The sequence below is a fragment of the Streptomyces sp. NPDC048623 genome (assembly GCF_040650755.1).
Lineage (GTDB): Bacteria > Actinomycetota > Actinomycetes > Streptomycetales > Streptomycetaceae > Streptomyces.
This window is the reverse complement of sequence record NZ_JBEZHV010000003.1, coordinates 134,902-156,318: the sequence shown is the minus strand read 5'-3', so window position 1 is coordinate 156,318 and position 21,417 is coordinate 134,902. Positions and strand designations below refer to the sequence as shown.

The window sequence follows — 21,417 nt, the reverse complement described above, 5'->3', positions numbered from 1 at the left end:
GAGCCGCCGCACATCCAAGAACTCGTCGGGAAGGCCACGTTCGGCCTGCCCGGCGTCGGCCCGGTGCCCCACACGCCGGAGCCCATACCACCATGCAAGAGCACAAACACAAGGGGAATACGTGAAGAGCCATATACCGGCACGCCCAACCGGGCGACAGGCACGGTACAGACTCGACCAGTCCAGAGGACTGCGTGGCACCGCAGCGGGCCTCAGCCTGCTGATGGCCGTCTCCGCCGTCTACGGCTCCGAGGCGGCCGTCGCCGCACCGGCCGTCCAGGCGCAGCAGAAGCCGGCCGCCCAGCCCGTCACCGCGGCGGCCGACGTCGCCTCGGCGCGCGTGGCGGCGCGGTTGTCGGGGCAGCGTGTGGAGGCGCTGTCGGAGCGGACCGAGACGTCGACGACGTGGGCCAACAAAGACGGCTCGCTGACCACCGAACTGTCCGCCGGGCCCGTCCGTTTCAAGGATCCGGCCACCGGCGAGTGGCGCGACGTCGATGTGGAGCTGGCCACCCGGGCGGACGGCTCGGTCGCCGCGAAGGCTCACCCGCAGGGCCTCACCCTCGCCGGCAGGACTGGTGCGCCCGCCGGGTCCCTGCGCGCGGCGCAGTCCGCCCCGGCCACCGACCTCGTCACCCTGGGCCAGGGCGACGAGCAGATCACTCTCCAGTGGCGTGGCGGCCTGCCCGCGCCGAAGCTCGACGGCACGCGCGCAACCTATGCGAACGCGGTGCCCGGTGCCGACGTCGTCGTCGAAGCAACCCGCACGGGTTTCGAGCAGTTCGTCGAGATCAAGCAGAAGCCGGCCGACAGCTTCTCGTACACCCTGCCGCTGAAGACCAAGGGTCTGAAGGTGGCGCAGCAGGCCGACGGCAGTGTGCTGTTCACGGACAAGAAGTCGAAGAAGTCCGCGGTCATGCCCGCCCCGGTCATGTGGGACGCGACCGTTGATCCGGTCTCCGGTGAGCACACTCGCCAGGTCAAGGTTGCCATGAGGGTCGTCAAGACCAAGGGCGGCGTCGACCTCGTCATCACTCCGGACGCCGCCTTCCTCACTGATCCGGCGACGAAGTACCCGGTGACGGTCGACCCGTCAACGTCCTCGCTGTCGAACGTCTTCGACACCTACGTCCAGCAGGGCACGACGGTCGACTGGTCCACGGACGTCGAACTCGACCTCGGCAATCCGGGCACGAAGAACGCCGACGGTACTTTCCGCACGGCGCGTTCGTTCATCTCCTGGAACACCGCGCCGATCGCCGACGCTCTGGTGATGGACGCCAAGCTGTCGCTGTGGAACTTCCACTCCGCCAACTACACCGGCACGTCGTGTCCCACACAGCCGTGGGAGGTGTGGTCCACCGGTGCTGCGACGACCTCGTCGCGGTGGACGGCCCAGCCGGCGTGGACCGCGAAGAAGGCCACCTCCTCGGAGACCCGTGGCAACGCCTCCTGCACCACGCAGCCCGACGGGTGGATCAACGCCAACGTCACCACGATGGTGCAGGAGTGGGCGTCGGCCAAGGCCGCCAAGTCCCACATGGGCCTGCGTGCCACCGACGAGAACAACACCGGCCAGTGGAAGCGGGTCAACTCCGCCAACGCCGCGTCCAACCCGCCCAAGCTGGTCGTCACCTACAACTACCGGCCGCGCACGGGTACGAAGCAGGAGGCCGGCCCGCCGTTCTTCTCCTACAACGGCGCTTACATGGTCAACACCGTGACTCCCACCCTGCGGGACACGTTCCTCGACCCCGACGGTGACAAGGTCAACGGCACCTTCCAGATCTTCGACTCCGCCACCAACACCCAGGTCGGCAACGTCATCGTCTCGCCGTGGGTGAACTCCGGGCAGGTCGCCGCCGTGACCGTTCCGGCGGGTGTGCTGACGAACGGCAAGACGTACAAGTTCCGCACGTCGCCGTACGACGGCACGCACTACAACCTGGGCTGGTCGGAGTGGAAGACCTTCACGGTCGACACCACCAATCCGTCCGCGCCGACCGGCATCACGTCGACGGACTACCCGTCGAACGCGTGGGTCAAGGGCGCGGGCCAGGCCGGCACCTTCACCGTCACCCCGAACGGCACCGACCACAACTGGCTCGAGTGGTCTCTCGACGGCGTGACCTGGACCAAGGCCGCCACCGCAGGCTCCACCGCCGCCAAGGCCATCAGCATCACCCCGCCCAAGGACGGCACCCACACCCTCCAGGTGCGACAGGTCGACAAGGCCGACAACAAGTCCGAGCCGATCACCTACACCTTCCACGCCGGACCCGGCGGATTCGTCCAGCCCGCCGACGGTGAGCGCACAGCGCGCCGCCTGCCGCTGGTCGCCGAGGCCGACGGCACCAAGTACGACAACGTCGCCTTCTCGTGGCGCCGCTCTGAGGCCGACCCCTGGGTTACGATCCCGGCCGGGAACGTCACCTCTGGCGGCACCCCGCTGACCGCGTGGCCCGTGGCCATGACGGGCGGCAAGAACAGCCCGCTGGTGTGGAACGCCACTGACACCGTCAACCCCGACGGCACCGTCCAGATCAAGGCCGACTTCACCGGCCCGAACGGCGCCACCGGTGCCACACAGCCACTGACCGTCGTGGTGGACCACAACGCCGACAGCGCCGCGTCCTCCGAAGCCGGCCCTGGTTCGGTCAACCTGCTGACCGGTGACTACACGCTGTCCGGCACCGATGTCTCCGTGCTCGACATGAGTGTGACGCGCAGTGCCTCTTCGCGTACGCCTACCGCGGGCGCGGACCAGGAGGGCCAGGCGGCGATCTTCGGCAAGGAGTGGGTGGCGGGAACGGCCGCTCAGGCCGTGCAGTCCGACTACTCCGAGATCCGCAAGACCTCGGCCACGTCGCTGGACGCGGTCACTGCCGAGGGTGGCACGATCTCCTTCACGGCCAACGCGACCAAGACGGCCTGGGTCCCCGAACCTGGCGCGGAGAACCTGACGCTGAAGGGCAGCCTCACCAGCGGTGACCTCACGCTGTCGGACACCGACGGCACCGTCACCACGTTCAGCCGGGTCGGTACCGCCGGCACCGCCTGGACCGTCAGCCGCTCCTTGCTGGATGGCCACGCCAACTCCACCACGGATGTCGTCTCCGAATCCGTGACCGTGAACGGCAAGGTGCTTGCCCGTCCCAAGCGGATCATCGCGGCTACCAGTGCTGTGACGGTGGGCGCGTGCGAGGCCGGCCCGTCCACCAAGGGATGCCGAGTCCTGGAGTTCGTCTACGCGCCGTCGACCACCGCGACCTCCTCGGCCTTCGGGGACGTCAAGGACCAGGTCTCCGAGATCCGTGTCTGGGCGACCTCGCCCGGCGCGACGTCCTCGACCTCGACCACCGTCGCCAAGTACGCCTACGACGAGTCCGGACGGCTCAGGGAGACCTGGGACCCGCGGATCTCCCCGGCGTTGAAGACCACCTACGCGTACGACTCGGCGGGCCGCGTCACTGAGATGACTCCGCCCGGCCAGCTGCCGTGGACCTTCACCTACGGCAAGGTGGGCAGCGATCCGGTGACGGGTGACGGCATGCTCCTCAACGTCAGCCGGCCCACACTGAAGCCGGGCTCGGCTGCCGAGACCGACGGCAACACCGCCCAGACGACCGTGGTCTACGGCGTGCCCCTGACGGGCGGCAACGCCCCCCAGGCCATGAGCGCCACCGACGTGAAGGCATGGGGCCAGCTCGACGCGCCCACCGACGCCACCGCGGTCTTCCCCACCGACGCACGCCCGTCGTCCAGCGACGGCAGCGCGCTGACGGCAGCCGATTACCGGCGTGCCATGGTGCACTATCTCAACGCGTCCGGCCGCGAGGTCAACACCCTCGACCCGGCGAAGAACATCACCACGACCGAGTATGACCAGTTCGGCAACAGCGTCCGCGAGCTTTCCGCGGCCAACCGTGCCCTCGCCCTCGGCGCCACCGCCGCGGAGAAGGCCACCCTCGCGGATCTCGGCATCACCACGCTGCCCGTCGCCGAGCGCGCGGAACTCCTGTCGAACCGCGGCATCTACAACGCCGACGGCTCACACGAGCTGGAGACCCTGGGTCCCCTTCACCGAGCAGTGCTCGAAGCGGACCTGAAGGACGGTACGACCACCGTGGCCGCGGCCGGCGACCAGCTGATGGTCCGGCACCGCACACTCAAGGAATACGACGGCGGTCGCCCCACCGACGGCAGCGCCACCGTTTCCGACAAGGTCACCAAGTCCACCGAAGGAGCCCAGCCCCGCAACTGGCCGACGCTGACCGCCGACCCTCGGGTGACCCAGACCGTCTTCGACTGGGGCAACGGACAGCCCACCAGCACCACCCAGGACCCGGGCGGCCTCGCCATCACCGAGAAGGCGACATACGACGCGGCCGGGCGACAGATCAGCCGCAGCCTGCCGGCCTCCACGGGGTCGGACGCCGGAACTCAGATCACCGAGTACTACACCGGTGACGGAACCGGCGTGTGCGCGGGACGCCCCGAGTGGGCCGACGAGGTGTGCCGTACCCGGCCCGCCGGGGCCGTCACCGGCGGCGGCAGCAACCCGGCCGAGCTGGTCACCACGCTCGCCGAGTACGACCGCTGGGGCGAGACCGCAAAGCTGACCGAAACCGCCAACGGCAGCACCCGCGTCAAGACGACCGAGTACGACCCCGCCGGCCGTGCCTCCAAGGTGACCGTCACCGGTGGTCTCGGCACGGCCGTCCCCGCGGTCACGACGACGTACGACCCGGCCAGCGGCAAGGTGGCCACGATCACGTCTACCGACGGCGGCACGATCAGGAAGTCCTACGACAAGCTGGGCCGCCTGATCTCCTACACCGACGCCGACGGGGGTGTGACCACCAGCACGTACGACGCCGAGGGCCAGCCCATCCAGGTCAGCGACAACGTGCCGTCGAGCACCACGTACGGGTACGACACCACGAACGACCCGCGCGGCCTGCTGTCCTCCATCACCGACTCGGTGGCCGGCACCTTCACCACCAGCTACGACGCCGACGGCCAGGTGCTGAGCAGGAAGCTGCCCGGCGGCTTCACCATGCGCCAGAGCACCAATCCCGCCGGACAGCCGACGGAGCGCACGTACACCCGCGACAGCGACGGCGCGATCCTCTTCTCGGAGAACCTGCTGCCCACCGTCCACGGTCAGCGAGCCACCTACACCGGCTCGGCAGGGCAGACCTCCAACCAGACCTACAGCTACGACAAGGCAGGGCGCCTCACCAAAACCCAGGACGACACGGTTGACGCCGTCTGCGTCACCCGCAGCTACACCTTCGACAAGAACTCCAACCGGAAGACGCGTTCCACCGCGGCCGCGGCCCCGGGCCTGGACTGCACCACCAGCGGTGCGACCACGACCACGCACACCCACGACAGCGGCGACCGCCTGGTCGACACCGGCTACGCCTACGACGCCTTCGGGCGTACCACCGCGGCCCCCGGCACCACGCTCGCGTACTACGCCAACGACCTGGTGCGTCAGCAGACGGCCGGCTCCCAGCGGCAGACCTGGACCCTCGACTCCCAGCTCCGCTTCCGCGGCTGGACGGTCGAGACGAACGCCTCCGGTAGCTGGGTGCAGACTCAGTCCAAGCTGAACCACTACGGCTCCGACGCGGACTCTCCGCGTTGGATCGTCGAAGACATCGCCACCGGGGCGCTGACCCGCAACGTCAACGGATCCGACGGCGGGCTGGTTGCCACGACCGGCAAGTCCGGTGACACGGTGCTCCAACTGGTCAACCTGCACGGCGACGTCGCGATGCAGCTGCCTACCGCGGCCGGCCAGTCCGCCACGGTCCTCGGCACGGACGAGTTCGGCAACCGCACCGGCGAGGGCAGTACGGTCCGCTACGGCTGGCACGGTGGTCAGCACCGCTCCTCCGAGACGCGGACCAACCTCCTGCTCATGGGCGTACGCCTGTACAACCCGACCACCGGCCGGTTCCTGTCGACCGACCCCGTGCCGGGGGGCAGTTGCAACGCGTATGACTACGCTTGCGCTGACCCGGTGAACAGCGAAGACGTGACCGGGTGCGCCACCTGCCGGGTCCCCAAGCATGCTTGGACCGGCCGCACCTTCACCACAGTCCTGCGTACGACTGCGTGGAGCTACGGCAGCTGGCAGAACTACAACTACCACTGGTTCTGGGATGTCGTCAGTGGTGACTGGGGCCCCCTGCCGATCACGTCGTGGAAGCGCCAGTACCGCTACCGCAAGCAGTACGTCTTCAAGTGTCGTGTCGCAGCTTGGTACGGCTGGGGCCGACAGAAGATCGTGGCCTCGTACGAGACCAGCTACCAATACAGCTACCGAGACCGGACCACCTACCGGATAGCCTGGTCGGGTATCAAGTGGACCCGGACCGGCGGCTGGAGCTGGGCCAGAACATCACGGACCTATGTGTCCAGCTATCGGATCGTCTACACCAACGGCTAACGCCGGAGTGTTGATCCCGTGAGGGGTGGGTGTGCCCCACGTGTGAACGTGGGGCACACCCACCCCACCCAAGATCGATCGCCCGCGGTCCCACCGACCTCCCCGCGACCGCCCGGAACGAAAGCCCGTCTCCATGCTGTTTGCTGTCGCCGCCATCGGCATCGCCATCTTCGCCTTCACCCTGTGGTGTGCCGTCACCGTAGCCCGCATCAAAGATCTGCCCTTGTGGCGCCGGTACCTCCCGCTTGCCCTCTTCCTCGCTTCCGTCGTCGCCAGCGCGCTTCGTGCCTTCGATATGCCTGACGTGGCCAACGCTGTGGCCTTCCCATTGAACGTCGCGGTCGTTGTCGTGGCCTTGGCGGAGATGCGCGCTGCACGGCAGCGCCGCGAAACACCTGAAGCGGGCGGAGACATCACACCGTGACCGGGGCGTGGGTCCCACCACCGCCTTCCCGGTGACCGTGCCGACGGCGGACCTGGTGCCGGGCTCCTCCCACGCCTTGCAGTCGTTGGGGTTCCCGGCGAGCGGCCGGCCGACCACGACGACCAGGCGGGTGTCGGCGTCGATGACGACCTGGTGGTCGGTGGAGTGCCGGTAATTCTTCGACCGCTCGGCGATGGTGTGATCCCGGGTGGGGACCAGAGTTCCGTCCACGATGAGGACGGTGTCCTGGGCGAACCGCTTGCGGGGCCGAAGGGCGAGCATCGGCCCGAGATGGTCGATGATCCGGTCCGCCGCCGATTTCGAGACCCCGAAGAGCGGCGCGAGCTGTCGCATCGTCAGATTCGTGCGCCAGTAGGCCGCGACCAGCAAGGCTGGGGTCCTCAAGCGGCAGGCTCCACGGCCGGCCCTTGCGGACCGCGTCCGCACCCTCATGCCGCAGAACCGTCACCAGCTTCCCGAAGGCACGCGGGCTCAGACCGGTGAACGGGGCGATCCGGGTCGGCTCCGACGCTGTGATCACAGCAGTCACACGGAGATCATCTCCTGGCCCGGGAGGTCCGCGTGATGTCGCGCAGAATTCGATGGTGCGGCACGGCTGTGGCGTCAAGAATCACCGGATGCAAGAAGTGAAGCTGTCCGACGGGACTATCACTCTGTCCCCTCTGTGCCTGGACGATGTGGAGGCGCATCTCGCGGGGGAGGACGAGCTACTCGTTCGTTGGCTCAACGGCGGTCCCGGCACGTGGGAGGGCACCGAAGCGTACTTCCGGCACTGCCGGGAGCAGTGGGACACCGCGGGGCCGCTCCGTGCGTTCGGCATCCGGATGGGTGCCGACGAGGTGCTCGCGGGCACGATCGACTTGCGGTTCGCAGGAGAAGGTCTGGCGCCCGGCCAGGTGAATGTCGCCTACGGCCTCTATCCATCCTGGCGGGGGCGTGGCTTGGCGACCCGCGCGGTCCTGTTGGCGTCCCAGTACGCGGCGAGTGAAGGCGGGGCGGAGGCGGTCATCCAGGTGGAGCCGGAGAATCCCGCATCTGCCGCAGTCGCGCAGCGGGCAGGGTTCACCCCCGGCAAGCCGACGCACAGCAAGGACGGCACACGCTTCGACTGGTACACATGGGACCTGCACGCCGTCGCCCGGTGACGACCAACAGTTACGGGTCAGTCCTTAGGCGGTTGGGGATTTTGCCCGGCTGCCGTGTCACGGCGCAGTGCGCTCGTCTCGGCGTTCGCTCAGAAACTCGCGTGCTCCGCGGATCCGGGTGGCCAGTTGCTGCCGGGAGGTGTGGCAGTCGAGTCGTACGTCGAGCGCTCCGGGCACACCGCTCTCTGCCCGTAGGCCGGCAGGCAGGAGGGCGGGGTCGAGGCCGTCCCGACGGGCGACCAGTACCCCGAGGGCGTAACGGCTGATCGCGTCGGGGCCTGCCAGATGGAAGACGCCGGTGGTGTGGGAGTCGGCGAGCTCCCAGAGGCTTGCGGCCAGGTCGGAGACGTGGATGGGGCAGCGGACGTCGTCGGTGAACAGGGTTCCGGTCCGTGCCCCGGCGGCGAGTTCGTGGATGATCCGTTCGTGTGCGGATGCTCCGTCGCCGATGATCAGCGACGTGCGGGCGACGACGGCCGAGGAATGGAGGAGCCGGATGGCTGTCTCGGCTGCGGCCTTCGCTGCCCCGTACGGCGTAATCGGATCCGGGAGCGCCGTCTCGGCGTAATGCACGTCGGCCCCGGAGAAGACGGCGTCGGTGGATACGTGCACCAGCCTGATCCGCTGTCGTGCTGTCGCTGCTGCCAGGTGGATGGAGCCGTCGGCTGTGACGGCCCAGTCGGCGTCACCGCTGGAGGCGTTGATCACGACGTTCGGCCTTACTGCGCCGAGTACCGCTTCGATCTGGTCGGCGTCACGGAGATCGAGGCGGTGCCACCTGACGCCAGTACCCTTGCCGGGCCGAGAGCGGAAGGTCGCAGCCGCCAGCCGTCCTGCGGAGATCGCCTGCCGGACCAGTTCGGTACCCAGGAACCCGCTGGCTCCGATGATCAGCGCCGTCATGCCGGACCACAGTAGCGGAGAGCCGCCGTCAACTAGGGGGCGAAGGACGACCGGGCTTCGGGGCGTTGTCGACGTTCCCTTCATCATTCTGCGGCGGTCCCTCCTGAGTGACAGAGGCTCTCACGGGCTTCTCCTCCGTAGCCTGCCGAGGGACAGCCGCCCGGATGAGGTCGATGATCGGGGGCGGTTGCACATGGGGCGAAGGCGCGACCAACGTGGCGGCAAGGGCGGCAGATGACAGCCGCTCCTCCTGCACCCTGGTCTGCTCGTTCTCTCTTTCGGCCTTGGCGCGAGCCTCGGCCTCGTGAGCCTCCTCCTTCTTTTCCGTCAGCAGCAGGGCGTACCCGGCCACGGGCATCACGAGGCCGGTCCAGGCCAGCAACCAGGCCGAGGTTGTGGCGGCTTCCGTGAAGTAGGTACGAAGGAACCACTCGATGTCATGCAGGGGCAGCCGCGAGAGCACTTGGTCGCGGATGAGCCGGTCGAAGCCGAACATGTCCCAGGCGGCGAAGCCGAACAGTGCGAGCAGCGGCAGCTTGCGGACCGGCCAGATGTCCCGTGCCACCGTGCGCAACGTGAGGAACGCGCCGATGGGCGTCGCGAGCGGCAGGGTGAGGACGAAGTAGGTGAGAGCCCGCCATCCACCGAACGCGGCGAATCCCCTCTTCCCCTGCAAGTTGCGATCCGCGTGGTTGCTGGCAAGCCGGCCGTAGAGGAACCCGAGCACGCGCTTCATGTCGCGGTCGACACGGGCTGTTCGGTGGGGCAACACCTCCTCCGGGTCGGTCTCGTCCTCGGGGTCGGGGCTGTGACGGGCGCCCAGGACGACATCACGGACGATGCCGGCAAGGCGTTCCGGGGTAATGACGTCACTGCGCTCGGCATGCGGGGCACGGGGCAACGGAGACGTGGCAGCTTGGCCTCGCGGCTTGGGGTTGGCGTACGCGTGGACGGCCCGCGGGATCGCACCGACGGGTTCGACGGCACCGAAGTCGAACCACTCACCCTCAATTCGGTAGGCGTTGAACGTCTGGTGCAACGCGCTCTCCAGCTCACGGCCGCCGGGCGCCGTCCACAGGACTTCGAGCCGGTCGGGGTTGCCGGTCTGTAACTCCTTCAGTCGCTTGGACGGGTTGACGCTTGTGCCGATCTTGACTCGGCCCGATCCGGGAGGGCCGATCACGTACACGAAGGAGTTTGTAGAGGAGTTCACCGCTTCATCTCGTCGTCTCGGGGGCGTGCGCCTTCCCGGACTGTACGGGGGGCCTCTGACATGAAGGCCGGACGTCGGCGCTGCCTGGATGCCGTAAGGCCGGACCGGTCATGCGCTGGGTCACCGACGTCGGGCCTGCGGCTGCGGAGCAGCGGTGGGGACTCGAGCGATGGGCGTGGCACGACTGGCTGGGGCAGGCGTAGGACTGGGGGCGAGGGCCAGGGCAGTGGAGGCCAGTTCGGCCAGGAGGTCCGTGTTGGCGCCGGCGGAGAGTCGTATCGTCCACGCGGCATGGTCGAGGTTCTCCCCGCCGTACATGACCCAGCGGTCTGCCGTGGCGTGCGGGGAGTGCTCGAAGGTGATCGTGCGGCCGGTCGCCGTCCAGGACGTGCGGGCGGGGTGGCTGGTGGGATGCCATCTGGCGGCCTGGAGGATCTCGTGTGGTTCCCCCAACGGCACGGGCGCCGGTGCGTCGAGGTGGTGCAGGATCGTGTGGATCAGGGGGACAGGGGTGCCGGCGGTGATGGTTGAGTGCCAGAGGCGCTCGCCGACCGGGCTGTCGTACTCGGCGATCGTCCAGGCGACGTCGGTTCGGTGGCGGGCCTCGTGATCGAATTCGGCTCGGACGGCGAGGGATTCGTGGACGGCGATCGTTGTCTCGTCGAAAGGCCGGTACCTCTCCCACTGCGGGGACTCCTCGAAGAGGTTCCGGAGGAACGTTTCGTGCTCGCCAGGCCCTGCGGCCGGCGGCTCGGTGACGGGCGTGGCAGCTTCCACGTGCTCCGCCGGCTGCTTGACCGCGAGGACTTGGCGGACGGTGCGTTCGAGCTCGGTCAGCGGGGCGGGGCCGGGGCGGACGGCCACGGAGTACAGCCGCTGGAACTCGGCGATGGCCTCCGTCTCGCTCTCGTAGGTCATGGTGACCTGTCGGACGTGGTTTTCGCCGTGTAGGTGGACGTGGCGCCGGACGCCGGTGGTGTAGCTGCCGACGGCGACGGTGTTCTGTCCGTCGTCGGCGTGCAGGTGGATGACGAGGCGGCCTTCGGCGATGTCGTCGTGGATGCGCTGGGCTTCCGCGCTTACCTCGCGGACTTCATCCCGAGTACACCAGGGGAAGGGGTAGTTGCCCCATTCCCACTCGGTGTCGATCTCGTCCTGGAGGTCGGGGGTGATTTCGACGGTGAAGCCGTAGCAACGGAGCTGCTGGGCGGAGAGGCTGGCGTAGTAGGGCTCTTCGCGGTCGATGCGGGCGAGCACCATGGTGGTGGGGCTGGTGCTGCGCCAGCCCAGGTCGTGGAGGTGGGAGCGAGCGGCGTCGGCTGTCAGGCCGCTGGTGGTGGCGATGATGCCGGGGTGGTGGTCGGGGTGGAGGGCGAAGCGGGTGTGGGCGTCGGCGCGGGCGTGAGGCATCGGGATCCTTCGGTTACGGGACTCGACCGGCGCTGGGTCGGCGGGCGGGGGCGGGGACGGGAGTGGTCTGGGTGGTGAGGGGGCTGCGAGGGCCGGCTCGTGGGGCTGCGGAGGATTCGGCAGATGAGGGGGAGGCCACGATGGGGCGGGTGGCGTGCTGCCAGCGGCTGCGGACGGTGTGCAAGTCGGCGAGCGCGCGGCGGCTGCCGGTGACGAGCTGGTTCACGCTGTTGGCGGGGTCGGCGGTGTAGGCGGTGATCTGCCCGGCGGCGTGGAGGGCGCGGGCCAGCAGGTTCCGTTCGAGGAGCCGCTCGCCCCAGTAGCTCGCGGAGCCGACGGGCGTCGATAGCAGGGCGATTACTGCGGCAGGGGCGATGCCGCTGGAGAGGAGGCCCCGCTGCTGGCCCTCCCACAGCACCGTGACCGGATCCACGGGATCTCGGCGATGGGCCAGCGTTGTCATGGACTGCCACAGGCAGGCATGGACAGGGTCGAGGAAGTCGTCGGACGTCAGCCAGCGCATGCCTTGAAGTTGTTCCGGTCGGGATACCGCGCTGGCGAGCAGCCACTGCTCGGTCTCCCGGATCTCGTCGCCCGCCGACAGCTGCGGGGCCGGCGGCTGCGGCGTGCGAGGCAGAGGGCGGGCGTGGAAGGGGAACCGTTCGGCCAGCTGATCGAGGTGCCGGACGAGGGCGTCGGCGGCAATGAGAGCGTGCCGGGGCCGGTCCGGCACGGTGGTGTCCGTGGCGGCCTGCGCGAGCTGCTCGGCATGGAGGCGGATGGTGCGCCGGGCATGTTCGGCACGGATGACCACGGCGTAGGCGGGGGCGTGCTGTGGCTGGGGGCAGGCGGAGATCAGGGTGTGCATGTACGAAGGGCTCAGGCCCGGTGCCTGCGGCCGGGCCTTGGACAGGACGGTGTTCAGCCAGCCAAGCCCGGCGCTGGCGGTCGCCTCCGCGGGAGCAGGGACGTCGTTCATCGCGGCGAAGATGGCGGCGTGGACGGGGCTGTCGAAGGCCGAGGATCCGAGGTCCTCCAGGGCCGCCAGGAGCGCGGGCTGGAGGAGGACGGCACCGAGGAGCGCCTGCTCGGCGTAGTGTACCGGCGGGCGTTCGGCCGGCTCGTACAGATCCTCGGCATCGGCGTCGGGGGTGGGAGACATCAGGCGGCCAGGGTGAAGTCGTCGGTGGTGAGGGTGCGGTCGAGGTGCGGGGCGAGGAGGTGCGCGGCGAGCCGCGGGGGAACCGCGTTCCCGATCTGGGAGAACTGGGCGCCCTTGGTGCCCTGCCAGGGGTAGTCGGCGGGGAAGGTCTGCAGGGCGCCGGCCTCGGCAGCAGTGATTCGGATCGGCGCCGGCGGCGCCATCTCCGGCACCTCCAGGTGGGCAGGGCGCGCGACCCACGTGCACTCGTTCGCCCGATGCCCGAAGAACAGCGTGCCCGCAGGCTCGTCGACGTCTCGGACGGTCGCGTTGGACTGGTTGTTGCTGCGCAAGGCCCAGGTCCAGTGCGTGGCCTTGCTCGTGCAGGTCGGGGCCGGGCCAGAGGCCGGGCTGTCGCCGCGCGTCCCGTGCCGGGTCGTCCAGCCCGCCCCGCGGGTCTGCGGCTTGAGGACGATGTCCTCAGCGGTCGGGGGTTCCGTCCAGGTGCCCCGGTCGCGGGCGTCGGTCAGCGTCTTGCGGGCGCCAGACGGGAAGGGCTCGGGTCCGCCTCCGGGTCCGCCGCCGGCACAGACGGTGGGCACGGGGCGGTCGGTGGCGCCCCAGCCGAGTGCCTCGGCCATGGACACCCAGCGGTCGCGGCCGGGCCCGAACAGCGACTCGGGTTCGGCGAAGCGGGCGTGGGTCGGCGGCGGAGGCTCGGCCGTTCGGACGCGCGATGCGAGGAGGATCGCCCGGCGGCGGGTCTGCGGGACACCGTAGTCGGCCGCGTTGAGGACGCCGGTCCAGACAGAGAACCCCCAGGACCGCAGGATCTCGGCGTACTGACGCCACAGCGGAAGGACGTCCGGGACCTCCTCCATTGCCACCCACTCCGGCTCGCCGACCGAGTGCAGAGCGCGGAGGTATCGCATCGGTTCTGCCGCGAGGAGGGACCGCTCGTCCCGGCAGGCGCCCAGGAGCTTCTCGCGTGTGTCGCGGCCGGAGGCGAGGTCGGCGACCGCCTGGTGGACGAGGCCCTGGTCGAGCAGCCCGAGTCGCTTGCCCGCCATGCTCCACGCCTGGCAGGGCGGGGACGCGATGAACCCGCGCGTCCGGCCGGCGAAAATCCAGGCCGGGTACATCGCGACGTCGGTGCGGATGGTCAGCAGGCCAGCAGCGGCCCGCGTCCTGCACGCCCACTCGTCCCACTCCAGTCCGACGTCACGGATCCCGAAGCGGCGTAGGGGGACGCTCCACCCGCCCGGGCCGGCGAACAGATCGATCACGAGATCGCGGCCCGTGATCACGCCGTCAGCCCGAAGTCGTCCTGGACTGCGTCGGCTTCGCTGCGACACGACCAGGGGGAACAGCCGTTGACGACGCCGTCCTCCAGCTCGGAGGCCGCGTCCTCGCCCAGGGCCGCGCGCTCCGCGGCGGTGACATGGTCGATCGGGGCCTGGCTCAGGGGCACGCGCGAGCGGTGGAGGAAGGCTTCGCCGAGCAGCGTGTTGCCAGTGGCGTTTGCCCGGGCGTTGCCCTTACGGATGGCGGCGTCGAATTCCACGACGTCCTCCCATTCGGCAGGAGAGGTGTCGCGTATGTGCCGCCACTGGGCATTACCGTGGAAAGGGCAGCCCAGACAGCTGGACTTCGGCGTATCGGAAAGCCCGAGGGATGCCAGATAACGGACGCAGTCCGGGCGTGACCAGTCCATTTCGATCAGAGGGTGCAGGTTCCGCATGTACTGGACGTCGGCGTCCTTGGCGCGATGGAACTCGTCGGTGGAAATACCGATCCACTGCTCGACGAAGACGCCCTTGGGTACGCGGGTCGGGTAGGGGTATCCGAGGAGCTTCCGGATCATCTTCTTGATCGGCTTGACCTTGTACTCCCCTGTGCACTGGCGCCTGGTCATCCCAAGTTGCCCGCCCCTATTCAGGATGTAGAGGGGCATCGACGCAAAGCGGTGATCGGGGTTCAGGGCGTCATTTCTGATATTGCCCGAGGAGACGCGGAGGATCGGTATTCCGGCGGGAGCTGCTATTTCTCGTTCGAGGCGGTCGAGGTGGTTATAGACGGATTCGGGCTCCCATCCCGTGTCGGCGAATATCGCATAGTCGACCTTCGGGAGGATTCCTTCTGCGGAGAGGGCGAGGAGCGTGCTGGACTGGACGCCGGCGCCGAGGGAAAGGGCGCGGAACTGAGGGGGCGTGGAGGGCGAGCGGGAAATGGAAAATCCTTGGGTGAGGCGAAAGAGGAGTGGTACGAAGGTGCGGGTGGGTGAGGGTGAACCTGTGCTGGATTCGTGGGCGCCAGGGTCGTGTCGCGGCGCCAAGCGGAGTCGCGCAGGCGGCTGTCAGGGCGCCCTCCCGGGCCCGCGGCGCCGGCAGGGTCAGCGCCGGAGGGCGGCAGCGGCGGAGGGGTGTGCTGGGCGTGGGAGCGCCGGTGCTGTGGGCAGTGCGCCAGGCGTGCCCGGTTGCGGGTGTTGGGGTGCGGGCGGCCTTCGGACCGTGAGCACGGGTGCGGGGGAGTCGTCGGCCGTGACGCCGAGTACGCGGTCGCCCGGAAGGAGCTGGTCGGACGTGATGGTGATCAGGTCGTGCACCGCGGCGGGCCCGGCATTGGGGCTCCAGCCCAGGGCGTGGAGTGCGGATTCCAGGGGTAGCTCGTGCTGAGTCATGGCGTGGCGCAGGGTGCCGGCTGGGATCTGGGTGTGGCGGGCCCAGTCCTCTAGCCCCATGCTGAGTCCGTACGCCCTGTGGGGGGTGCCGGTGCCCAGTGTCGAGCGGCTCTGCGGCTCCTCGGTGATCGCCTGTTCGGGGTCCCACCCCTCGGTGAGACGCCGGCGGATGGTGGTGGTGCTGCAGTTTGCCCGAGGGTCGACACCCCAGTGGCAGAGCGGCTTGGTCTCGCCGAAGGCGGTGATCTGAATAGTGAAGTCCGGGCCGTCGGCTCCCTTGAGCAGAGCCTCTTCGAAGGTCATCCCGAACTTCGTGATCCGGTTGTAGAGGGTGTGGTACTTGATCCCGGACTGGTCCGCCCAGCCGCGCAGGGTCAAAGTTCGTCCCCGGTAGGTGTGTTCCAGGACCGGTTTGTCGTGGTGCTGTCGGGTGATGGCGTCCTCGGGCAGCCATCCCAGAGCGAGCCGGGTCCGCAACGCTTCGCGGGTGACCGAACAGCGGGGGTCCTCGGCCCACGAGGCCAGAGGCTTGGCCTCGCCGAACGCGGTGATCTGCCCGCGGGCCAGTTCCCACATGTAGCGGTCGCGGCGCCGGTCCTTCGGCCAGACCGTGCGCCGTTCCGCGGAGTCTGCTGGAGGAGACGTCCGGGGACCGGAAGCGACCACTGCGACGGGGGCGGACTCGTGCATGCCGGGTTCTCTCATCTGGGCCCCTGAGCATGGGCGTTGGGCTGGGTAGAGGTCTTCCCGGTCGTTGCTGTCGGCCCCATTCTCCGGGTCGGCAGGGGCGCGGACGCAGTGGTTCTGGCGGCATGTGCGACGTTGAAGGCGGCGTGGGCGCAGCTCTTGGCTGCGAGGCCGAGGCAGTCGACGGCCTCGGCTAGGGCGCCCTGGACGTCGTCGAGCCCCTCCTCTTCCCGCACCTGGGCGATGGCTTTGGCATACCCGCCAGGAGCGGGAAGGCCGACAGCGTCCAGTGGGTCGCCGGCGACGGCGGAGGCGATGAGGGCGGAGGCGTTCGACGCTGCGGCGATGGTGACGGTCAGCTCGGCCAGCAGCCGTCGGCTCTCGGGGACTTCCGCGTACGGGCCGGTGGCGAGAGCCTGGGTTAGGGCGACGAGCTTGGCGTTGATCTGCTGCGACGCGAGGAACAGGCCGGTGCCCTGGGTGAAGACCGCCTCGCTGCCGGAGTCTTTCAGCTTGCTGACCCGATCGCGCGTGATGTTGAAGCTCGTGGATACGGACGTCAGGGCCTGGGAGAGCTGCAGCAGGGTGTCGGCCGTGGTGGGGGAAGTGATGGCGGGGCGTTCCCTTCTGAGAGGGGGAGTTGGCAGGCCGGCCTAACGCCGTGCGCCTGTCGGACGGGGTGTACCCGGGCGTGCCGTGGTGGGTTGCGGGACGGCAGTGGGGAGGGCGGGAACGGGACGGGCTTCCAGAAGGGTCCGGACGCCGCTGGAGGTGAGCCGTGCGCCGTACCGGCCCGGCTGACCCGGCAGCGGGGTGAGGCCGACCAGCTTCTTGCCGACGAGCGCGTCGATGGTTGCGGCCCGCAGCTGAGTACCCAGGGGCGTGGCGACTTCCCGGCCCCCGGAATACGCGTCCCGGACGACCGCGTCGCCGCGGGCGAAGGCCGCCAGTCCTTTGCGCTGGGCTTCGCTGACCTTGACGGCCGCGCTGCCCGTCACGGTCTGATCGCGGGCCGCGCGATGCTGGGCGTAGAGGAAGCCGTCGTGACGCAGGAGGGCGGCGCCGACGTCTTGAACGGCTACCGGAGTTCTCGCCAGTGCGTCTCCGGTCTGCCCCAGCAGCTGCTCCGACGCTTCGGCGTCACCGTGCGCGAGGGCGGAGATGGTGTTCGCTGCGTGCCCGGCGGCGCTGGTGGTCGCCTCCGCGAGGCGGCGCAGAAGGGCAACGGCGTGGAGCCCGTCCGAGGTGGTGGGGGCATCGCTCAGCGCGGTCTGGGCCAGGAGTCTGCCGGCGAGGAGCGAGGTCTGGTGCATCAAGCCTGCGGTCCGGACCGTGTCCGCGAGCCGGTCTGCCGCAGGGCCGCGCTGGCGCCGGAGCGCGTCGAGGCTATCCATGCTGACCAGCAGGTGTCGGGTGAGGGAGTCGAGGTCCTCGGGGCTCGGGACCGAGCTGTGGGGAGAGTCCAAGGTTGTGTCCTGGGTTCGTTGGGCGAGCCTGGCGGCGGGGTGCAAGGACCTGCCCGGAGGAGGGTTCGGAGGGTCTACCGGCGCTGCGCACGGGCCGCCGGAGCTGCGGGTGCGGTCGGCACTTTCGCGACCGTCACCGTGCGCTCGGCGGTAGCACGGTCGATCAGGAGCTGGTCCTCGGCACGGGCGGCGGCGGAGGCCAACCGCCGGGAGAGGTACTGGGCGAGCACGCGGTACGTGCCGGCGGCACGGTCGAGTTCCTCGATCGCCTCGGACAGGTAGCCGCGGCTGGTGCCTGCCGTCCGGTCGCCGTCCTCATAGAGGAGGGCGTCGGTGCGCCCGGTAATGCCGTACGTGCACAGGGAGGCGGCGACGGAGATCCGCTGAGCGGCCTCCGACAGGCGGGCGAGGTTCTCGGGCCCGTTCTTCATGACGGCGTACTGGCTGGTCGAGAGGGTGTCGAGCTGCTGCAGACATCTGATCGCCAGGTGGTGGGCGCGTACGGCGATGGGGGCGATGTCCCGTACGGGCCGCGCGATGTCGCCGGCCCGAACGCCGTCGATCTCGGCGCGCAGGTCACCCAGCTCGCCCGGTACGAGCCCCAGGAGCCGGGTCTGTTCGGCGAGGTCGATGCTCTTCACTGGTCACTCCGGCGAGGGGCGGTGTGCGCGGACAGGGCCGGGGCCCGTCAGCGGCAGGGGATGGGAACGGTTACGCGACCTGGTCGAAGTCGCTCTGGGACGGCTGCTGTTTGGCGACGGCGCGGGCGGTGATGGCCTTCGAAGCACGGGCGGAGGCGGCACCGAGCTCGTCGGCGCCGGGCTCGGCGTACCAGGGACGCAGGTCGAGCATGGCGACCCTCATGCCGGTGGCCAGGCACAGAGCGGAGCCCTTGGGCAGCGCGCGGATCGCGTCGGCGGGCAGGATCCGCTCTTGCCGCATCGACACGGACGTCGACTTGCCGGACTCGGAGGTCGAGGTGGAGGTGGTCTCGACGTCGTGGTCGCCGACCATCCTGCTCAGCTTGTCTGCGAAGTCCGGATCATCGATGCCGCTTCCGATGATCTTCACGGTGGCCGCGCTCCACATGGCGTCCATGCCCGCGTCCCCCCACACCTTCTGGCCCTGGCGGTACGACTGCAGGATGGTGATCGGGATGATCCCGCGGCTGCCGAGGTGGGAGTAGAGGTCGGGCAAGTCGCTGATCTTGCACACGTTGGCGGCCTCGTCGAGGATCGCGAGCATCGGCGGATCGAGTCGGCCGCCGGCGCGCTCGGCCTGGGCGGTCGCGGCCCGCATCACGGAGTCCGCGCAGGCCGCGATCAGCGCGCTGGCTCCGCCGCCGCCGTCCTTCGACAGCAGGAACAGCGAGTCGGTGGAGTTGACGAAGTCGGCGGGGCGGAATTCGGCGACGTTCTCCTGAGGGGTGACCCAGGCGGCAATGTCCTGGTTGAGCAGAGCGGCGGCGTACTGGCGCGCGGTCTCGTAGATGCCGTCGCGGGTCTCCGGCGGGCCTTCGACGGTGCCCTTCAGCTGGGAGGCGACCGCGGTGAACCTGTGGTCGCGCAGGATGTCCAGCGGGGTGCGGTCCGCCGGGAAGGCGAGCCACCCCATCACATCCGTGATCGGCCGCTCGTCCAGCGCGGCGGCAAGGAAGAGCTGCGCCAGAATGTTGGATCCGGCCTTGGACCAGAAGTCGCCCTGTTGGGAGGCGTCTACGCTCGCGGCGAGGAAGTGTCCGGCGAGCCGTCCCGCGCCGTCGAGCGTCTTGGCGTCTGAGAGCGGATTCCACCACATCGTCCGTTCGGCGTGGGCGATCTGCTGTGGATCCATCGACCACACCCGCCCGACCCGGCACCGGGCGTCGAAGCACGCCGTATAAGCGTCGCCTGCCGCCTTGTTGGATGTAAGCAGGACTGGTCCCGGTGCGGCGAGGATCGAGGGGATGGCGAGGCTGGTGGTCTTGCCGGATCGCGGTGCCATGATCGCGACAGCGACGTCCTCGAAGCCCATACGGACCTCGTGGCGGGTCCCGGCGAGGTTGCCGACCAAGACGCCGGCGTCGCGGGGCTCGATGTGCTTGGAGTTCCGGAGGCTCGGCCGCAGGGAGCGGGCCTTGGCCTCGACGGCCTTGGCGAGCAGCGGTTGGATGTCACGGGCCGTCGCCATCCCGTCGACCGTCTTCTTCCTGCCGCCGCTTGTCCGGTTCTTGAACCGCAGCCACAGGAATCCGGCCGCGGCGGCGAGGAGCAGGGTCAGCAGGACGGGGATGATGCGGGTGGTCAGCAGGAGGGACGTTTCTCCGGCCGTTGGCCAGAGTGTCTCGGGGCGCAGGAGCGCGTCCCCCGGGCGGTAGGGCACCCAGGGGCCGGTGCCTGTCGCCCAGGCGGCGATGTTGCTGCTCAGCCAGGCGATGGAGGCGGCGGGAAGGCCGACGGCGAGGGCGGCGAGGAGCACCTTCAGGGCTATGTCGTAGCCGTCGGAGCTGGTGGAGGGGGCGGATCGCAAGCGGAGGTTCCTTGGACGGTGCGGGCGGGGAGCGTCAGCGGGTGCGGAGGCGCGGCGACGGCGGCGTAGGTGGCGCGGGCGGATGCGGGCTCGCGCGGCGGGCGGCGAGTTGCTCGATCCGCTCCGGCAGCGCCCGGGCCACGCTCTCCGCCGGCTGTTCCTGCCACTGCAGGGCGACCCGGTGGAGGGAGAGGCCCTGGGTCTGCTCGGGGGAGCGGCGCACCGGCTCGGGATCGGCGAGGGCCGCGAGGAAACTGGCCACGAGCACACGGGGCGTAGCGCTGGAGAACCGGGCCTTCCACACCGGGTCGTCCGTGTAGAGGCTTGCCGTGACGCGCCAGTCGGTGCTGCCGGAGAAGTTGTGGCGCTCGCCCCGCACACGGCCGTCCGGGGAGCGGAAGTCGCTGTTGGAGGCGACGTCCCAGCCGGCCCGCATCAGCAGCTTGTACGGCTCGACCATCGCTGCGGCGGTGTAGTCGGGGTGGGTGAGCGTGTCGGTAACCGCGGCGATCAGCTCGACGGGCGTGGCCCCGTCGAAGACGGCCTGCCACTGCGTGCCGGTGCGGCCGTCACGGTGGGAGAGGTGCCACCATGGCTCGTTGAGGGCCGGTTCCAGCCGAAGCAGGGACTTCTGGTCCGGACTGGTCAGGACGACGCGGGGCATGAGCGGGTCCTGCCCGTGGCTCCATCCGGCGCCGGCATGCAGAGCAGCGGTCACCCAGGCCGGGTCGCCCGGACCGGCGAGGTAGCGGGGGGAGACGAGCGCCTGCTCGACCTTCGCGGCCTTCATCAGCGCCTCCCCGCCGGTCGGGCGGGCACCGGGGCCGGCGCCGGGACCGGCATCCACCGGACGGGCGCCTTGTACGCCGCGGCGTGGACGTCGAGGAGGACGTGGCCCTTGGCGGCCCAACTGTTGAGGTAGCTCCATGCCTCCTCGTTGCGCTCTGCGACGGAGTCGACGAACTTCTCCGGCGAGACGGGTGCGGCGCGGTGGGCTTCGCGGACTTCGGCGTGCTCGCGGCGCAGTTCGTCCAGCCGGTCGAGGGCCTGGTTCAGTTCGCGCAGGTGGGAGGCCCAGTAGGGTGCGATGTCGCCCGCGCTGAGGTGCTGGAGCTGGACGGCGGCCGTGGCGAGGAGCTGGCGGGCGCCGGGCCGGACGGGCAGGAACGCGCGCCAGGTCTGGGAGTCGCGCTGGACCATGCGCCAGCCGTAGGCGACTTCGTCGAGCGGCCAGCTGTCGGCATCAGAGTGTTCATCGGAGTAGGCGTCCCAGGCGGCGAGGATCGTCTCGCTCTCCGCCAGGAAGGTCTTCAGTCGTGCGAGCAGGAGGGGATGGGAGTCGGACGGTGTGCTCAG

At 69.6% G+C, this 21,417-nt stretch carries 15 protein-coding genes and 1 pseudogene; 3 read left to right on the top strand and 13 right to left on the bottom strand.

The window, feature by feature from the left end; translation table 11 throughout:
- Nucleotides 1-223: 223 nt before the first annotated feature.
- Both AB0C73_RS05885 and AB0C73_RS05880 read left to right on the top strand, forming a co-directional pair.
- On the top strand, nt 224-6,463 hold the full coding sequence (locus AB0C73_RS05885) for a DNRLRE domain-containing protein (RefSeq protein WP_362525059.1): 6,240 nt from the start codon (nt 224-226) through the stop codon (nt 6,461-6,463).
- A 133-nt stretch (nt 6,464-6,596) separates the two neighbouring features.
- Nucleotides 6,597-6,887, top strand: a complete 291-nt coding sequence (locus AB0C73_RS05880; RefSeq protein ID WP_362525592.1) for a hypothetical protein — start codon at nt 6,597-6,599, stop codon at nt 6,885-6,887.
- 30 nt (nt 6,888-6,917) lie between these two features.
- Here the strand turns inward: AB0C73_RS05880 and AB0C73_RS05875 are convergent.
- Nucleotides 6,918-7,437: pseudogene (locus AB0C73_RS05875) on the bottom strand (transposase family protein); the annotation flags it as partial.
- Nucleotides 7,438-7,525: 88 nt separating this feature from the next.
- On the opposite strand from AB0C73_RS05875, the gene AB0C73_RS05870 reads away from it, so the two are divergent.
- A complete protein-coding gene (locus tag AB0C73_RS05870) occupies nt 7,526-8,053 on the top strand; it encodes a GNAT family N-acetyltransferase (protein WP_362525055.1) in 528 nt (175 codons plus the stop codon).
- 57 nt (nt 8,054-8,110) lie between these two features.
- Here the strand turns inward: AB0C73_RS05870 and AB0C73_RS05865 are convergent, their stop codons facing one another.
- From AB0C73_RS05865 to AB0C73_RS05810, 12 genes are all read right to left on the bottom strand, one after another.
- Nucleotides 8,111-8,956 carry a sugar nucleotide-binding protein gene (locus AB0C73_RS05865; RefSeq protein WP_362525053.1) on the bottom strand — a complete coding sequence of 282 codons (846 nt, stop codon included), beginning with the start codon at nt 8,954-8,956 and terminating at the stop codon, nt 8,111-8,113.
- 28 nt (nt 8,957-8,984) lie between these two features.
- The gene (locus tag AB0C73_RS05860; RefSeq protein WP_362525050.1) at nt 8,985-10,145 is read right to left on the bottom strand and encodes a GIY-YIG nuclease family protein; all 1,161 of its coding nucleotides are present in this window, start codon (nt 10,143-10,145) and stop codon (nt 8,985-8,987) included.
- Nucleotides 10,146-10,289: 144 nt separating this feature from the next.
- Complete coding sequence (locus tag AB0C73_RS05855; protein ID WP_362525048.1) at nt 10,290-11,579, bottom strand: DUF317 domain-containing protein; 1,290 nt, start codon at nt 11,577-11,579, stop codon at nt 10,290-10,292.
- A 13-nt stretch (nt 11,580-11,592) separates the two neighbouring features.
- Nucleotides 11,593-12,741, bottom strand: a complete 1,149-nt coding sequence (locus AB0C73_RS05850) for a DnaB-like helicase N-terminal domain-containing protein (protein ID WP_362525046.1) — start codon at nt 12,739-12,741, stop codon at nt 11,593-11,595.
- Nucleotides 12,741-14,027, bottom strand: a complete 1,287-nt coding sequence (locus tag AB0C73_RS05845; protein ID WP_362525044.1) for a DNA cytosine methyltransferase — start codon at nt 14,025-14,027, stop codon at nt 12,741-12,743. Before AB0C73_RS05845 ends, AB0C73_RS05850 begins: the two co-directional genes overlap by 1 nt.
- Nucleotides 14,024-14,854, bottom strand: a complete 831-nt coding sequence (locus AB0C73_RS05840) for a hypothetical protein (protein WP_362525590.1) — start codon at nt 14,852-14,854, stop codon at nt 14,024-14,026. Before AB0C73_RS05840 ends, AB0C73_RS05845 begins: the two co-directional genes overlap by 4 nt.
- Nucleotides 14,855-15,112: 258 nt before the next feature.
- Nucleotides 15,113-16,105 (bottom strand): hypothetical protein, encoded by a 993-nt coding sequence (locus AB0C73_RS05835; protein ID WP_362525042.1) that lies wholly within the window; start codon nt 16,103-16,105, stop codon nt 15,113-15,115.
- A gap of 635 nt (nt 16,106-16,740) precedes the next feature.
- Complete coding sequence (locus AB0C73_RS05830; RefSeq protein ID WP_362525039.1) at nt 16,741-17,481, bottom strand: hypothetical protein; 741 nt, start codon at nt 17,479-17,481, stop codon at nt 16,741-16,743.
- A gap of 146 nt (nt 17,482-17,627) precedes the next feature.
- On the bottom strand, nt 17,628-18,194 hold the full coding sequence (locus tag AB0C73_RS05825) for a hypothetical protein (RefSeq protein WP_362525036.1): 567 nt from the start codon (nt 18,192-18,194) through the stop codon (nt 17,628-17,630).
- A 70-nt stretch (nt 18,195-18,264) separates the two neighbouring features.
- The gene (locus AB0C73_RS05820; protein ID WP_362525034.1) at nt 18,265-20,061 is read right to left on the bottom strand and encodes a TraM recognition domain-containing protein; all 1,797 of its coding nucleotides are present in this window, start codon (nt 20,059-20,061) and stop codon (nt 18,265-18,267) included.
- A 34-nt stretch (nt 20,062-20,095) separates the two neighbouring features.
- Nucleotides 20,096-20,851, bottom strand: a complete 756-nt coding sequence (locus tag AB0C73_RS05815; protein WP_362525031.1) for a DUF317 domain-containing protein — start codon at nt 20,849-20,851, stop codon at nt 20,096-20,098.
- Nucleotides 20,851-21,261: a hypothetical protein gene (locus AB0C73_RS05810; protein WP_362525028.1), complete on the bottom strand. Its 411-nt coding sequence runs from the start codon at nt 21,259-21,261 to the stop codon at nt 20,851-20,853. The genes AB0C73_RS05815 and AB0C73_RS05810 overlap by 1 nt, the downstream gene beginning before the upstream one ends.
- Between the last annotated feature and the right edge of the window lie 156 nt (nt 21,262-21,417).

Excerpts from the sequence above, each read along its gene's own strand:
- AB0C73_RS05885 (WP_362525059.1), top strand. The coding sequence starts at position 224 with ATGGCCGTCTCCGCCGTCTACGGCTCCGAGGCGGCCGTCGCCGCACCG.
- AB0C73_RS05880 (WP_362525592.1), top strand. The coding sequence starts at position 6,597 with ATGCTGTTTGCTGTCGCCGCCATCGGCATCGCCATCTTCGCCTTCACC.
- AB0C73_RS05870 (WP_362525055.1), top strand. The coding sequence starts at position 7,526 with ATGCAAGAAGTGAAGCTGTCCGACGGGACTATCACTCTGTCCCCTCTG.
- AB0C73_RS05865 (WP_362525053.1), bottom strand. The coding sequence starts at position 8,956 with ATGACGGCGCTGATCATCGGAGCCAGCGGGTTCCTGGGTACCGAACTG.
- AB0C73_RS05855 (WP_362525048.1), bottom strand. The coding sequence starts at position 11,579 with ATGCCTCACGCCCGCGCCGACGCCCACACCCGCTTCGCCCTCCACCCC.
- AB0C73_RS05850 (WP_362525046.1), bottom strand. The coding sequence starts at position 12,741 with ATGTCTCCCACCCCCGACGCCGATGCCGAGGATCTGTACGAGCCGGCC.
- AB0C73_RS05835 (WP_362525042.1), bottom strand. The coding sequence starts at position 16,105 with ATGAGAGAACCCGGCATGCACGAGTCCGCCCCCGTCGCAGTGGTCGCT.
- AB0C73_RS05830 (WP_362525039.1), bottom strand. The coding sequence starts at position 17,481 with ATGGATAGCCTCGACGCGCTCCGGCGCCAGCGCGGCCCTGCGGCAGAC.
- AB0C73_RS05815 (WP_362525031.1), bottom strand. The coding sequence starts at position 20,851 with ATGAAGGCCGCGAAGGTCGAGCAGGCGCTCGTCTCCCCCCGCTACCTC.
- AB0C73_RS05810 (WP_362525028.1), bottom strand. The coding sequence starts at position 21,261 with ATGGTCCAGCGCGACTCCCAGACCTGGCGCGCGTTCCTGCCCGTCCGG.